We start from the raw sequence: 14,029 nt of genomic DNA, 5'->3' as shown, positions 1-14,029 counted from the left end.
ATTACGCACCTAACATATCTTGAATGTCTGACTTTAATACGTCAGCTTTCGGACCATATACCGCTTGTACACCTTTATCTTTTACAATAAGCCCTAAAGCACCATTTTGTTTCCACTGTGCTTCTGGTGCAACAACATCTAAGTCTTTTACTGTTACACGTAAGCGTGTCATACAAGCATCTACGTCAGCAATATTTTCTTTTCCACCTAATAAATCGATAACTTTTGTTGCTAATGAACCATCTTGTACATTTCCTGTTCCTTCTGATGCCTCATCTTCATTATCAATATAGTTACCTGCACGCCCTGGTGTTGGTAAGTTGAATTTTTTAATTAAGAAATTAAATAGTGTAAAGTTAAGACCGAAGAACACTAATGAAACAATAACAAAGTTGATTAGGTCTCTTGTTAAACCTGCGTTAACCATCATTGGTGTACGAGTAATTAACTCAATAAATCCAAATGCATGAACACGTAAGTTAATTAAATCAGCTAGTGCGAATGCAAGTCCTGTTGTAATAGCATATACAACATATAATACTGGAGCAATAAACATGAACATGAATTCAATTGGTTCTGTTACACCTGTTAAGAATACTGCTAATGCTGCTGATAAAAACATTGGTTTATATTTTGCACGCTTTTCTTTATCAACGTTACGGAACATCGCAAATGCAATCCCCATTAACGCTGCTGTTGAGCCGATAACTTGTCCAGCTTTGAAACGAGCTGGTACAACGTTATTTAATAAATCGTTATATGCCTTCGTATCTCCATTTGCTAATAAATTATTTAAATCTGTAATCCATGCAAGCCATAATGGATCTTGTCCTGCTACAACTTGTCCAACTTTTGAACCAGTTAGCATCGTATATGTTCCGCCTAGCTCTGTATAGTTCATCGGAATCGTTAACATATGGTGTAAACCAAATGGTAATAATAAACGCTCTACCGTTCCATATACAAACGGTGCAACAACTGGTGCACTATCTTTTGAAGCTGCAATCCAGCGACCAAATTCATTTAACCCACTTTGGATGAATGGCCATAGAAGTGATAATACAATCGCAGTAACTGTAGACCAAAGAATTACAACGAATGGTACAAATCGTTTTCCATTAAAGAATGCTAATGCCTGTGGCAGTTTATTATAGTTATAATATTTGTTATATAAAGTAGCTCCTAAGAAACCTGTGATGATCCCTACGAACACTCCCATGTTTAATGCAGGTGCACCAAGTACAGAAGTAAAGTAATCTTTTACAATTAAATCTCCCGCTATTACTGAAGAAACTTTCGCTTTTGAATCCGCTAACATTTCAGCGTTTACCCCAAATATAGCTCCTGTAATTCGGTTTGTTAAGACGAATGCTAATAGCGCTGCAAATGCACCACCCGCGCGATCTTTCGCCCAAGATCCCCCAATTGCTACTGCGAATAAAATGTGTAGATTTGTAATGATTGCCCAACCGATGTCTTCCATTACGCGAGCAATTGTATGAACTGCGTTAACATCCCCAGCAGACATCCCAATTAACTTACCGATGGAAATCATTAAACCGGCTGCTGGCATTACAGCTACAACAACTAATAACGCTTTCCCGAACTTTTGCCAAAAATCAAAAGACGTAATTTTCATCTGTTCTTCCTCCCCTTTATTTATAACAACATAATGATTTAAATTATAATTTCTGTTCCCTTTATGAAAACGATTCCTTATATTACTTTATTTTTATCTTTACGCAACCGTTTTCATAAATCTATTTTAATAAAAGCGTTTTCACTTTGCAATAGAAATTTATTTTTTTTCATAAAAAAAGATGCTCAAAGAGCATCCTTTTTTATTATAAAATGCGATAAACCCTTGTTTCATAAGGTTTTAAAGCAATTGTTGTTACTTCTTCATGTTCCGCAACTTCATAGTTATTTAAAAGCAAGCGTTTGCGTTCTAGTGCAAATGAACCCTCATTATACACAGCTTCCTCTTTTGAGATATTACTAATTACAATGACTTTTTCATCCTGTAACGTACGTGTATATGCATAAATTTGTGGATCGTCTTCTAAAAGTAAATCGTACGTACCATAGTTCAGTACATCGTGCTCTTTTTTCAGGGCAATCATTTTCTTATAGAAATTGAAAATAGACTTTTCTTCATTTTTTTGCTTTTCAACATTAATTTCTTTGTAATTTGGATTCATGCTAAACCAAGGTGTACTTGTTGTGAAACCAGCATTCATCTCATCATTCCACTGCATAGGTGTACGTGAATTATCGCGGCAAGAAGCCCATATAATCTCCATCATATCTTGATGTGGTACGCCCTCTGCAATTTTCTCGCGATATAAATTTTTAATTGCTACATCATCGTAATCTTCAATATTTGGTAACTGAACATTTGTCATACCAATTTCTTGGCCTTGATAAATAAACGGTGTACCGTGCATAAAGAAATACATCGCCCCTAGAGCTGTTGCACTTTCACGCCAATATTGTTTGTCATCTCCCCATGTTGAAACGATACGTGGTTTATCGTGATTCTCAATATATAAAGCGTTCCATCCTTTATTTTCTAATCCTTTTTGCCATTTCGTTAATACTTTTTTCAATCCTACAACATCAAGGTCTTTCTTCTTCTCTGCATCCCATAAACTTAAATGTTCAAACTGGAATACCATATTGAACTTACCTTGCTCTTCTCCAACCCAAAGCTCAGCATCTTCAATCTTAACGCCATTTGCTTCACCAACAGTCATAATATCGTACTTAGAGAATGTATTTTCTTTTAGCTCTTCTAATAAAGGTTGAATACCTTTCACATTCATATGTTTATCAAAAGATGGCACATATTTTAACTCTTTTGGATTTGGCATATCCTTAAAGCCTTCTTCTTTTTTAATATGACTGATTGCATCAACGCGGAAACCATCAATACCTTTATCAAGCCACCAATTAACCGTATCATATAGTACTTCGCGAACTTCTTTATTCTCCCAGTTCAAATCTGGTTGTTTACGTGAGAATAGATGTAAATAATATTGTTCTGTTTCTTCATCATATTCCCATGCCGAACCATTAAAAATACTTTCCCAGTTGTTTGGCTCCGCACCATCTTTACCATCATGCCAAATATACCAATCACGCTTCGGATTATCTTTAGATGAACGTGATTCAATAAACCATGGATGTTCATCACTCGTATGATTAATAACTAAATCAATAATAAGCTTCATATCACGCTTATGAACTTCATCTAGTAAAGCATCAAAGTCTGCCATTGTACCAAACTCATCCATAATATCTTGATAATCACTAATATCATAACCATTATCATCATTAGGCGACTTATACATTGGACAAATCCAAATTACATCTATACCTAAGTCTTTTAAATAATCCAGTTTTGCAATAATACCTTGTAAATCTCCAATACCATCACCATTTGAATCCATAAAGCTTCGTGGATAAATTTGATAAGCAACTGCTTCTTTCCACCATGTCTTATTCATAGTCCTTCTCTCCTTTTGCATCCCATCAGAATTTTATGCAAACGTTTTCGTAACACTATCATAACAAAATATGAACAGTTTGCAACTGTTTTCATTGAACTCTATGTAGATTCTTTATTCTTATGCTTTATTTATTTCTCACAAAGGTAAATCTCATTCTCCACCTCTCCTTGTCCACGCGTATTACAGACATTTTTCATATATTAATAAAAAGCTCTGATTATTTTGGAAAGGAGTAAGAAATTGAAGCAAACAAAATTAACAGGTCGTATCGTTGTTCCCACAGATCCTGACTACAATGTAGCCCGAATGAATTTAAATTTAAGTATTCCAAAACTCCCTTGTATTATTGTTTTTTGTCAAAATAACAAGGATATCTGTAACGCCTTAAAATGGGCACGTGAACGTCATATACCATTTCGGTTAAGAAGTGGACGTCATAGCTATGAAAATTTTTCTCTTTTAAATAGAGGACTTATTATTGATGTGAGTGAAATGCATCGCATTACTGTTAATACAGAGAAATTAACAGCAACAATTGAGGCTGGTGCAAATCTTGGCACTGTTTATAAAGAACTTTGGAATTACGGTGTTACAATTCCTGCTGGTACAAGTGCAAGCGTTGGAATTGTTGGATTAGCACTTGGCGGTGGTATTGGTATGCTTTCACGCTTATTTGGATTAACATGTGATCAATTAATGGAAGTGGAAATGGTACAAGCGTGTGGAAAATTTGGTGCAAAACCCATTCGTGCAAATGAACAAGAAAACTCTAACCTTTTTTGGGCATGCCGTGGTGGCGGTGGTGGAAACTTCGGAATTATCACTTCCTTAACTTTTCGAGTCCACCCCGTAAAAAATGTATCAATTTTCTCAATTACATGGGAATGGGAAGACTTTATTGCTGCATTTCAAGCGTGGCAAAACTGGGCACCTTATATAGATGAACGTCTCACTTCATCGATTGAATTATTCGCCAAGCAACGAAATAAAATCGAAGCACAAGGCGAGTTTGTCGGTTCTCCCTCTGAACTCCATTCCCTATTATCCCCTCTTCTTGAAACTGGCAGCCCCTCTCTCTTTATAGAAGAAGTTCCTTATATAAAGGCTGTCGAATTTTTTAATGGCGGTAACATCCCTGAAAATTTCAAGCGCTCTGGTTCCTATGTCTATAAACCTATTCCCCTTAAAGGCATTCAACTCATGCAATACTTTCTTTCTCATGCCCCAAATAAAGATGCTAGTATTTGGCATCAATCGCTCATAGGTGCTGTTGAAAATATTTCGCCGAATGAAACGGCTTATTTTCATCGTAAAGCAATTATTGCCCAAGAATACATTACCTCTTGGAAATGCGATGATGAAGAAAATCGAAATATACGCTGGGTTAAAGATTTACGAGAAAGCTTAGATCCTTATACACTAGGTGACTATGTGAACTGGCCCGATATCGACATTAAAAATTGGCAAACTAGTTATTATGGCTCTAACTTTCACAGATTGCGTAAAGTAAAAACTATGTATGATCCTTGTGATGTTTTTCATTTCCAACAAAGTATTCCTCCTTTTCATACGTGAAAAAGAGGATAACATAAAAAAATCATCCAATATACCGTTACCTCACAGTATGTTGGATGATTCAAGTTGATTTTCTATATCGTTTCAAATTCTTGCTCCTACTCATAAACTTTTACTTACAGATTAATTGTATTTCGTATCATTTTCATGCAATGAATGTAATTTAATATTTGGTACTTTATCTTTTTCCATACCTCTATTATAAGAAACAGGAACTTGAAATTCGAATTGCTTTGTCTCATGTTTTTGTAAATAGACTGGTTTCGGTACTGGATAGCTTTTTGAATTCTCGTTTGCATTATCATATAAAACAACTTTTAATGCTTGTGAATGATTACGATAATTTTTTAAAGTAACAATGCACTTCGGTTGGATATTATCTCCATTTTTCTCCATTCTACACTGGCTATCTTCTTTTTTATATTCTATTGCTTCTACCCCTGTTTTTCCTGCATAGTACCATGTTTTATTCAATGTCTGGAGGATTGTATTTAAAATAAACGGCATCATTACAATCAAAATACTAATGCCTACTACTTTTATCTTATTCATTTTTCTAAATGTACTAGACTCCTTTTTTCCTAGCCATTTTAAAAATAATATAAATGCAATTACATGTAGTATGAAAGAAACAATCAATATATTTGAGACTTTATAATCCATATAAACATACGTATGTATCGGAACCTTATAGACATTGAATAGTTTTTCCCCAATTAATTCATTATCATTTGGAATTTTTAATAATAACAAAACCCCTATACTGTAACAAATAGCTACTAATCGATCATACTCAATACGAATCATTCTTTCTCCCCTTCACTTTGTTTTTTATTATCGATTTTAGCTATTATTACCATACTATACAATCTTTTTATAGAGGATAACGTAAAAAAGTTCCTTATAAATATATAAAGAACCTTATTAATATACATTATGAATTAAAAAATCAATATACAATTTTCACATTGAGATTTCTTCAAAATATGTTGGATTGTGTATTGTAATTTTTTTATCTAAAATTGTAACAATGCTATCATTTTTTAATTGTTTTAATACGCTGCTAACTGTCTCTCGAGATGTTCCAGATATTTTGGATATTTCAATTGTTGTAAGTGGACATGAAATTACAATCTTTTCCCCACTCTGTTCTCCTAAATCCTGCATTAAATAATTTAACGTTTGGATAACACGATCTTGTGCATTAGGAATTGTAATATTTTGCACTCGATTTTCATTCAATTTTAATATAGATGATAATTGCTGAACAACGTACATCAATTGCGTTCTGCTGGATTTTACCATATCTTCAAAGATTACCGTTGGAATATAATATACCTCCACATCCGTCATTGCTTCTGCTGTATAGTTATATCCTCTGTCTGTAAACATACCACCATAAGGAAAAATAGAATACCGCTTTACATAGTCATCGTATAATAAGTTCCCATTTTGATTAACCCGCTCTAACTTTACAAAACCATCTAACATGAAGTAAATTCTTTCCCTTGAATCCCCTTCTAAAAATAAAAATTGACCTTTTTTATAAGTTCGCCAATAAACAAACTCTGTTAAGCCTTTCAATTTTTTTTCTGTTAAATGAGCAAATAATTCGAACTGCTTTAAGTCTTTCACTACGTTCCGTCTATTCATAAAATTCCCTCTCTCTTGCTGTATGTTGGAGCGAAAAATCAAGAAAGCGTATTCAATTTGAATTTTATCATAATTAACTTATATATTCAGATTTCATCATGAAAACTTTATGAACAATGAGTACAAAAAATATTAATAAATAAAAAGAATGAAGTTATTAACCTCATTCTTTTTTTTACTACTAAGTAGCGTACATAATAATTTAAACATACATGCATACATTCTGTTTTGAAATAATAGTACCAGCTTTTTCTTCTAGTGCTTCATATACTTTTTCTAAAGACGTAATAATTGTTTTTCTTTTTGGATTTGTATTAACAAAATTAATAGCAGCTTCAATTTTTGGAAGCATGCTTCCCGCAGCAAATTGTTGTTCTTCAATATATTCTTCTAATTGATTCACTGTGACATGCTCTAATTTTTTTTGATTCGGTTGATTATAATTTACATACACATGATCAACTGCAGTTAAAATAACGAGCGTATCGGCATCTACTAATTCTGCTAATTTCTGCGCAGCGAAATCTTTATCGATAACCGCTTCAGTTCCTTTTAACCCTTCTTCGGAATCAATTACTGGAATTCCACCCCCGCCAACAGCTATCACTATGTTTCCATCTTCCACCAAAGAATTAATCACTTTATGTTCATGAATACTTACAGGCTTCGGTGATGGAACAACACGTCTCCATCCTCTACCAGCATCTTCTTTAAACACTGCTTTTGTTTCATCCATTAATCTTCTGGCCTCTTCTTCTGTATAAAAAGGACCAATTGGTTTAGTTGGATTTTTAAATGCCTCATCTTTTTTGTCCACAACAACGCGCGTTATAACCGTTGCTACATCTTTTTGTATATTCCGTTTTTTTAATGCCTTTTCAATCGCATTTTCCATCCAATATCCAATCATCCCTTGGCTCATTGCCCCACAAGTATCTAATGGCATTGCAGGTGTCTTTTCCGTTTCTGCAGCTTTTTGCTGTAATAAAATATTCCCCACTTGTGGGCCATTTCCATGCGCAATTACTATATCCACATCATTTTCCATTATTTTCACAAGTTGTTCCGCCGTTTTTTCCAACGCTTCTTGCTGCGCTCCCGCAGTAGCTTCTCCAGACTGTATCGCATTTCCCCCTAGTGCAACTACAATTTTTCTTCGTGCCATATTTCAGCCCTCCAGTTCATTTCGCTTTCACAGCGCTTTATAAAGTAATACTGCCTGTAATTAATCCATAAATCGCAAAGAATGCTAAAGCACCAATTGCTACGGATGATGCTAATTCCACTCGAGTAAATATTTGCTTCGAACTCTTTTGCTTTTGAACATTGTAAAAAATAAAAATACCTGGCGCATATAAAGTCATTGTTAATAATAAATACTCTAAACCAGCTGCATAAACTAACCACACACCATAAATACTTGCTATCAAACCAATTATTATATTTTTATTTCGATCTACTTCTTCAGATTTTAAGCTATGCTTCAGTTGATAAAATGCTGAAAAAGCATATGGAATTAAAATGGCTGAAGATGCTAAAGAGAATGCAAAGTTATACGCCTGATCAGAAACGACGAATGTTAACAAGAATATTTGAATTAAACCATTTGTTATCCATAATGAATTTACTGGAGCCTTATTTTTATTTTCTTTTGCGAACCATTTTGGAAATACTCCATCTTTAGCCGCTAAATATGGAATTTCAGAAGCGAGCAAAGTCCAACCTAACCAAGCACCTAATACAGAGATGACCAAACCTAAATTTATAAAGATAGCACCCCATTTTCCAACAACACTTTCAAATAAATAAGCCATAGCTGGATTTTTCAAACCAGCAATATCTGCTTGCTGCATAAGTCCAAGAGACAATAATGTGATTAAAATGTAAATGATGAGTGTACCAATTAAGCCAATAACCGTTGCTTTCCCTACATCACTTCTATTTTTTGCTCGACTGGATAAAACAACCGCCCCTTCTACCCCAATAAATACCCATAGAGTTACAAGCATTGTACTTTTAACTTGGCTGCCAACTGCTCCCCATGAAAAAGAACCAGTTTGCCCCCAAAATCCATCTAAGAATGTATCAATATGAAACGCGAAGATTCCTATGACAATAAATACAAATACAGGTACTAATTTTGCGATTGTAGTTACTAAATTCACAAGTGCTGCTGATTGAACTCCACGTAAAATTAACATGTGAACACACCACAATAATACGCTTGCACCAATAATGGATTCTACATTTTGACCGCCTTCAAAGATCGGGAAGAAATATCCTAATGAAGAAAATAATAATGTACCGTAAGCTACATTCCCAAGCCAAGCAGATAGCCAGTATCCCCACGCACTATTAAATCCCATAAAATTACCAAATCCTGCTTTTGCATAGCTAAAAATACCACCATCTAAATCTGGCCGTTTTACAGTTAGATTTTGAAAAGATAATCCAAGTGCAATCATCCCAATTCCTGTTATAACCCAGCCAATAATAATGGCCCCCGCACCAGCACCTTTTGCCATATCACTCGCTAAATTAAATGCTCCACCGCCAATCATAGACCCAACTACAAGAGCCGTTAGTGTAAACAACCCTAATTTCTTATCTTCACCCATTCCACTCACCTCTCTTTAATTGCAATAACAATACAAAAGCAACAGTGAATGATAGTGTCTAAAGGAGGAGAAAGAAGAAAGGAAGACTCCCTTTCTTCTTTACTCCATGTTTCCTAAAGTAGCTGCCATAACCGCTTTAATTGTATGCATTCTATTTTCAGCTTGATCAAATACTTTTGAATGTTTACTGCGGAATACTTCGTCAGTTACCTCCATTTCTTTCAACCCATATTTCTCGTAAACTTCTTCGCCATACATCGTTTCAACATCATGAAATGCAGGTAAACAATGTAAGAAAATCACGTTTTCATTCCCTGTTTCTTTAATCATTTTCATATTTACTTGATAAGGTCTCAATAACTCGACACGTTCAGCAAATTTTTCTTCTTCCCCCATAGACACCCATACATCTGTATAAATTACATCTGCATTCGCAACAGCTTCTTCCACATTACTTGTTATCATTACCTGTTCATTATATTTTTTTGCTAAATCAATTACTTCTTGTGCAGGCCATAAAGATTCTGGTGTGCAAATACGTACATCCATTCCAACGATTGCTCCACCAACTAGTAAGCTATTAGCAACATTATTTCGTCCATCTCCAACGTAAACGAGCTTCACATTTTTCAACTTCCCTACATGTTCTCTAATTGTTAATAAATCTGCTAGTGTTTGTGTTGGATGCCACATGTCTGTTAATCCATTCCAAACTGGCACACCAGAATTTTGTGCTAAAGATTCTACAGTCTCATGATTAAATCCACGAAACTCAATTCCGTCAAACATACGCCCTAACACTTTTGCTGTATCCTCTACGGATTCTTTTTTCCCAAGCTGAATATCACCTTTCCCTAAATATTCAGGATTCGCCCCTAAGTCTGTACATGCTACTGTAAATGCACAGCGCGTACGAGTGGAGGTTTTTTCAAATAAGAGCGCTACATTCTTATCTTCTAAATAATGATGCGGGATACCATTTTTCTTTTTCTCTTTTAATTCTGCTGCCAAATCTAGAAAATATAACAATTCTTCTTGTGTAAAATCTTTTTCTGCTAGAAAGCTTCTTCCTTTTAAATTTGGTCTAGTCATTAACATACTTCATCCCTACTTTCTCCGTTATTTATACTAAATATCTTTACGAACAATTGGCATACTCATGCAACGTGGACCCCCACGACCACGAGATAATTCCGAACTTAGCACTTCAATTACTTCTATACCGTGCTCCCGTAATAACGTATTGGATACATAGTTGCGATCATATGTAACAACTACACCTGGTGCGATTGCTAATGTGTTCGAGCCATCATTCCATTGTTCACGAGCAGAAGCAATTACATCTCCTCCTCCACATGGAATAAGAACTAATTCACTTAAGCCTAATACCTCTTTTAATGCTTCCATTAAAGAAGTACGATGTGTAATTTTAAGAGTTTCCTCATCTGATCCTTTTTCTAAAATATAAATATTCATATTCCCTTTTGGCCCTTGAATGGCTGGATGAATTGTAAACTTGTCATAATCAACCATTGTAAATACTGTATCTAAATGCATAAATGCTCGGCATTTTGGAATTTCTATTGCTAACACTTTCTTAATTTTATTTTGTCGGCTAAAGAGATTTTTAGCTAAACGTTCAATTGCTTTAGCTGAAGTACGAGCAGACACTCCAATCGCAATTGTTTCTTCATTTAAAATTAGCTCGTCGCCACCTTCAATTGGAAATTTATAATCACGATCTAACCAGATTGGTACATTATGTTTTGCAAATCTTGGGTGATATTTAATGATGTACTCCATGAATAATGATTCACGTCTACGCGCTGGTTCTCTCATCTTATTTATCGTTAAGCCATCGCCCACGCTAGCTGCTGGATCACGAGTAAAATATAAATTAGGCATTGGATCTAAGTAAAACGGATAATGATCTTCCATTAATTCATATAAATGTGTCTTCTTACTTGTTTCAATTTCGTTTTTCCGTACACCGCCCATAATTTTTTGAATTAATTCTTCATTTGAAAAGGAAAGTAAATATTCTTTTAAAGTTTGATGTGCAACATTTACGTCAGCCTGTCCTTCTTTTAAAATACGATCAACAAATTCTTCTCGAAGTTTTTTATCTACTAACGCCTCAGCGGCTAGTTTTTCTAAATAAAGAACTTCAACACCCCGATTGCGTAACGTTTGTGCAAAATAATCATGCTCTTTTTGAATAATTGGTAAGTATGGAATATCATCAAATAATAATTGCTGCAAATAATCTGGCGTCAAGTTTTCCACTTCTTTACCCGGTCGTTTTAATAAAACCGTTTGTAATTCCCCAATTTCTGAAGTAACATGTATCGGATGTTTCATTTGTTGTACCTCCTTTTAAATATGTTTGATGTCTTACAAGTACATAATAAATGCTCTGCACTTTCATCTTTGTGAAAGCATCCACATTATCATTGTGAAATATTAAACAAGTTATTTTTTTAAAATCATACGAATTTGTATTTTTATAACAAACTCTCTCGCTTTTTCAATAAAAAACACATATATTACGCATATATGTTGAATATTCAACTTCCGTATTTAAACAAAAATCCTGTTTTTAATTTTATTAAAAACAGGATTTTTACATCTAAATAATTAAATTTAATCTTTCTTCTATAATCTCCCTATCTGATTTCGACTGTGAAATTATAAGGCATGTATCATTTCCACATATACATCCTATTTTTTCTTTCCAATCTAACTCATCAAATAAAACACCAATAACATGTGCATTACCAGGTAATGTTTTAATAACCATTAATTGATCTACACAATCAATTTTCACAACAACTTCTCGTAATTTTTTCTTTAACTTTATATCAGTTTGTAAATGCTCTTCTGAGAAAACTTTATATATCATTAATCCTTCTTGAGAAGGTACCTTCGTTAAGTTTAACTCACGAATATCGCGAGAAACCGTAGCTTGTGTTACTAATACATCTTTTTTTGCTAACAATTCTACTAATCTTTCTTGCTTATCTATTTCATACTCCTTTACAAATTGTTTAATTAACCGTTGTCTTTTTTCTTTTTTCATAAAAGACACCCCTTTTAATATTATAGCTCGCTATAATTTTCATCCGAAAGGGAGAGAAAAGAATGTTGCGGAAACGTTCATAGTTTAACTGTAAATATTAAATCAAACTAAATAAAAAAGAGAAGAACAGCATTCTGTTCTTCCTTTTACATTGAAAATCGTTCAATTGTTTGTTTCAAATCAGTTGCTTGCTTCTCTAAATCTTTTAATAATTGATCGATTACTATCATATTTTTAGACTGTTGTAGCGTCACACGCGCCACTTCTTGCGAACCAGCTGACGTTTCTTCAGCAATTGCTGCTACAGCTTTTGTTTGTGCTCCTGTTTGATGAATGTGGCTCACTTGTTCATTCATATAACTACTAATTTGCTGAGTTGCATCGGCTACTTCCATAACACTTGATGACATTTCTTTTAAAATTAATTCCGTAGCTTCCCCACGTTTCGCCTCTTCTTTAGCTATTTTCACTTGTTCTGTCATTTTCATTGCAACTTGTTGTACTTCATCTTGCATATTCCGTAATAACTGAGATATGTTTCTTGCAGAATGATCACTTTCATCAGCAAGTTTACGTACTTCTTCCGCAACAACCGCAAAACCTCTTCCATGCTCTCCTGCGCGAGCTGCCTCAATAGAAGCATTTAGTGCTAATAAATTCGTTTGGCTAGCAATCGCACTCACAACAGACACAATATGTTCTACTTGTTTCATTCGTTCTTCTAACTTCTGTACATTTTGCATTGAATCTTCATTTTCTTTTGCCAATGTTTGAATACCTTGAATTAAAGACGTAAAGACACGAGTACTATGCCCTAAAGCTTGAACCATTTCTGAAGACAACGTATCAGACTGCTTCGCTTTTTCTTCTACTTCACTTGCAATAGACGTCGTTGTATCAACAGCAGAAACAATTGCTTGAATTGATGCTGCTGATTGCTCAGCGCCTGAAGAAATCTCTGCAAGAGTCTCAGATACACCTTGCGCTTGTCTCGTTGCTTCTCCTGTTTGTTTTCTAATCTGCTGTACTTGATTGTTTGTATAAGAAAATGTTGTATCAATATTTTTTACCATGCCCCTTAAGTTTCCTAACATCATATTAAATGCAACACTTAAAGATTTAATTTCATCATCTGTCTTCGGTAATGGAACATCTTCACGAATATCACCCTCAGCTGCTTTTCTTGCCGCTTCCTCTAACTTGCGAAGTGGTTTAATTAAAAATACGGCTGCTCCATATGCTAAAATTCCAGACCATACTACCCCTAATAACATAACGATAATATTATATACAGTTTGACTTACATAACTTTGAAAATAATCGTATATCACGTAAATAAAAAATATACTTGTTGAATATGTAATAAAAGCTAAAACTGTAGTGAATAGCATAAGTTGTGTACGTAATCCAAAAGAAAATGTTTTTCTTTCTTTTTCCATCTTCCCTTTCCCCCTTTTTATAAGCAATATAAATACTACCTATATATTATTATCCATATTTTCATTATAGAAGGATATAGAGATTTTAAAAATCATTATTTCTTTGAATATCAAATTGCACGAAAAAAATAAAGGATTCTGACAATTTATGAC

10 protein-coding genes and 2 pseudogenes are annotated in these 14,029 nt (G+C 34.2%); 1 reads left to right on the top strand and 11 read right to left on the bottom strand.

What is annotated here, in order from left to right:
* Position 1: 1 nt before the first annotated feature.
* The gene (locus ACLBXA_RS23570; protein WP_144514460.1) at positions 2–1,639 is read right to left on the bottom strand and encodes a PTS transporter subunit IIBC; all 1,638 of its coding nucleotides are present in this window, start codon (positions 1,637–1,639) and stop codon (positions 2–4) included.
* Between the two features lie 205 nt (positions 1,640–1,844).
* Positions 1,845–3,509 carry a glycoside hydrolase family 13 protein gene (locus tag ACLBXA_RS23565; protein ID WP_447617555.1) on the bottom strand — a complete coding sequence of 555 codons (1,665 nt, stop codon included), beginning with the start codon at positions 3,507–3,509 and terminating at the stop codon, positions 1,845–1,847.
* Positions 3,510–3,752: 243 nt separating this feature from the next.
* Here ACLBXA_RS23565 and ACLBXA_RS23560 point away from each other — a divergent pair, with 243 nt between their 5' ends.
* A complete protein-coding gene (locus ACLBXA_RS23560; protein ID WP_000814907.1) occupies positions 3,753–5,087 on the top strand; it encodes an FAD-dependent oxidoreductase in 1,335 nt (444 codons plus the stop codon).
* A gap of 123 nt (positions 5,088–5,210) precedes the next feature.
* Here ACLBXA_RS23560 and ACLBXA_RS23555 read toward each other — a convergent pair whose 3' ends face one another.
* The 9 genes and pseudogenes from ACLBXA_RS23555 to ACLBXA_RS23515 form a co-directional block, all read right to left on the bottom strand.
* A complete protein-coding gene (locus tag ACLBXA_RS23555) occupies positions 5,211–5,894 on the bottom strand; it encodes a hypothetical protein (RefSeq protein ID WP_000619192.1) in 684 nt (227 codons plus the stop codon).
* A 156-nt stretch (positions 5,895–6,050) separates the two neighbouring features.
* Entirely contained in the window at positions 6,051–6,740 is a 690-nt protein-coding gene (locus ACLBXA_RS23550; RefSeq protein ID WP_001081906.1) for a Crp/Fnr family transcriptional regulator, read from the bottom strand.
* 202 nt (positions 6,741–6,942) lie between these two features.
* Positions 6,943–7,905 (bottom strand): carbamate kinase, encoded by a 963-nt coding sequence (gene arcC / locus ACLBXA_RS23545; protein WP_000113953.1) that lies wholly within the window; start codon positions 7,903–7,905, stop codon positions 6,943–6,945.
* Positions 7,906–7,942: 37 nt separating this feature from the next.
* Entirely contained in the window at positions 7,943–9,358 is a 1,416-nt protein-coding gene (gene arcD / locus ACLBXA_RS23540) for an arginine-ornithine antiporter (protein WP_000503413.1), read from the bottom strand.
* 99 nt (positions 9,359–9,457) lie between these two features.
* Complete coding sequence (gene argF / locus ACLBXA_RS23535; RefSeq protein ID WP_000930283.1) at positions 9,458–10,456, bottom strand: ornithine carbamoyltransferase; 999 nt, start codon at positions 10,454–10,456, stop codon at positions 9,458–9,460.
* Positions 10,457–10,486: 30 nt separating this feature from the next.
* The gene (arcA, locus tag ACLBXA_RS23530) at positions 10,487–11,719 is read right to left on the bottom strand and encodes an arginine deiminase (protein WP_000682331.1); all 1,233 of its coding nucleotides are present in this window, start codon (positions 11,717–11,719) and stop codon (positions 10,487–10,489) included.
* A 268-nt stretch (positions 11,720–11,987) separates the two neighbouring features.
* On the bottom strand, positions 11,988–12,437 hold the full coding sequence (gene argR / locus ACLBXA_RS23525) for an arginine repressor (RefSeq protein ID WP_000711826.1): 450 nt from the start codon (positions 12,435–12,437) through the stop codon (positions 11,988–11,990).
* A gap of 146 nt (positions 12,438–12,583) precedes the next feature.
* A pseudogene (locus ACLBXA_RS23520) lies at positions 12,584–13,156 on the bottom strand (methyl-accepting chemotaxis protein); the annotation flags it as partial.
* Positions 13,157–13,525: 369 nt separating this feature from the next.
* Positions 13,526–13,711: pseudogene (locus tag ACLBXA_RS23515) on the bottom strand (HAMP domain-containing protein); the annotation flags it as partial.
* Between the last annotated feature and the right edge of the window lie 318 nt (positions 13,712–14,029).

Source organism: Bacillus sp. D48C (assembly GCF_053345735.1).
Note: the sequence above shows the minus strand (reverse complement) of the source record. Positions and strands in the feature narration are given on the sequence as shown.

Excerpts from the sequence above, each read along its gene's own strand:
- ACLBXA_RS23570 (WP_144514460.1), bottom strand. The coding sequence starts at position 1,639 with ATGAAAATTACGTCTTTTGATTTTTGGCAAAAGTTCGGGAAAGCGTTA.
- ACLBXA_RS23565 (WP_447617555.1), bottom strand. The coding sequence starts at position 3,509 with ATGAATAAGACATGGTGGAAAGAAGCAGTTGCTTATCAAATTTATCCA.
- ACLBXA_RS23555 (WP_000619192.1), bottom strand. The coding sequence starts at position 5,894 with ATGATTCGTATTGAGTATGATCGATTAGTAGCTATTTGTTACAGTATA.
- ACLBXA_RS23550 (WP_001081906.1), bottom strand. The coding sequence starts at position 6,740 with ATGAATAGACGGAACGTAGTGAAAGACTTAAAGCAGTTCGAATTATTT.
- arcC (WP_000113953.1), bottom strand. The coding sequence starts at position 7,905 with ATGGCACGAAGAAAAATTGTAGTTGCACTAGGGGGAAATGCGATACAG.
- arcD (WP_000503413.1), bottom strand. The coding sequence starts at position 9,358 with ATGGGTGAAGATAAGAAATTAGGGTTGTTTACACTAACGGCTCTTGTA.
- argF (WP_000930283.1), bottom strand. The coding sequence starts at position 10,456 with ATGTTAATGACTAGACCAAATTTAAAAGGAAGAAGCTTTCTAGCAGAA.
- arcA (WP_000682331.1), bottom strand. The coding sequence starts at position 11,719 with ATGAAACATCCGATACATGTTACTTCAGAAATTGGGGAATTACAAACG.
- argR (WP_000711826.1), bottom strand. The coding sequence starts at position 12,437 with ATGAAAAAAGAAAAAAGACAACGGTTAATTAAACAATTTGTAAAGGAG.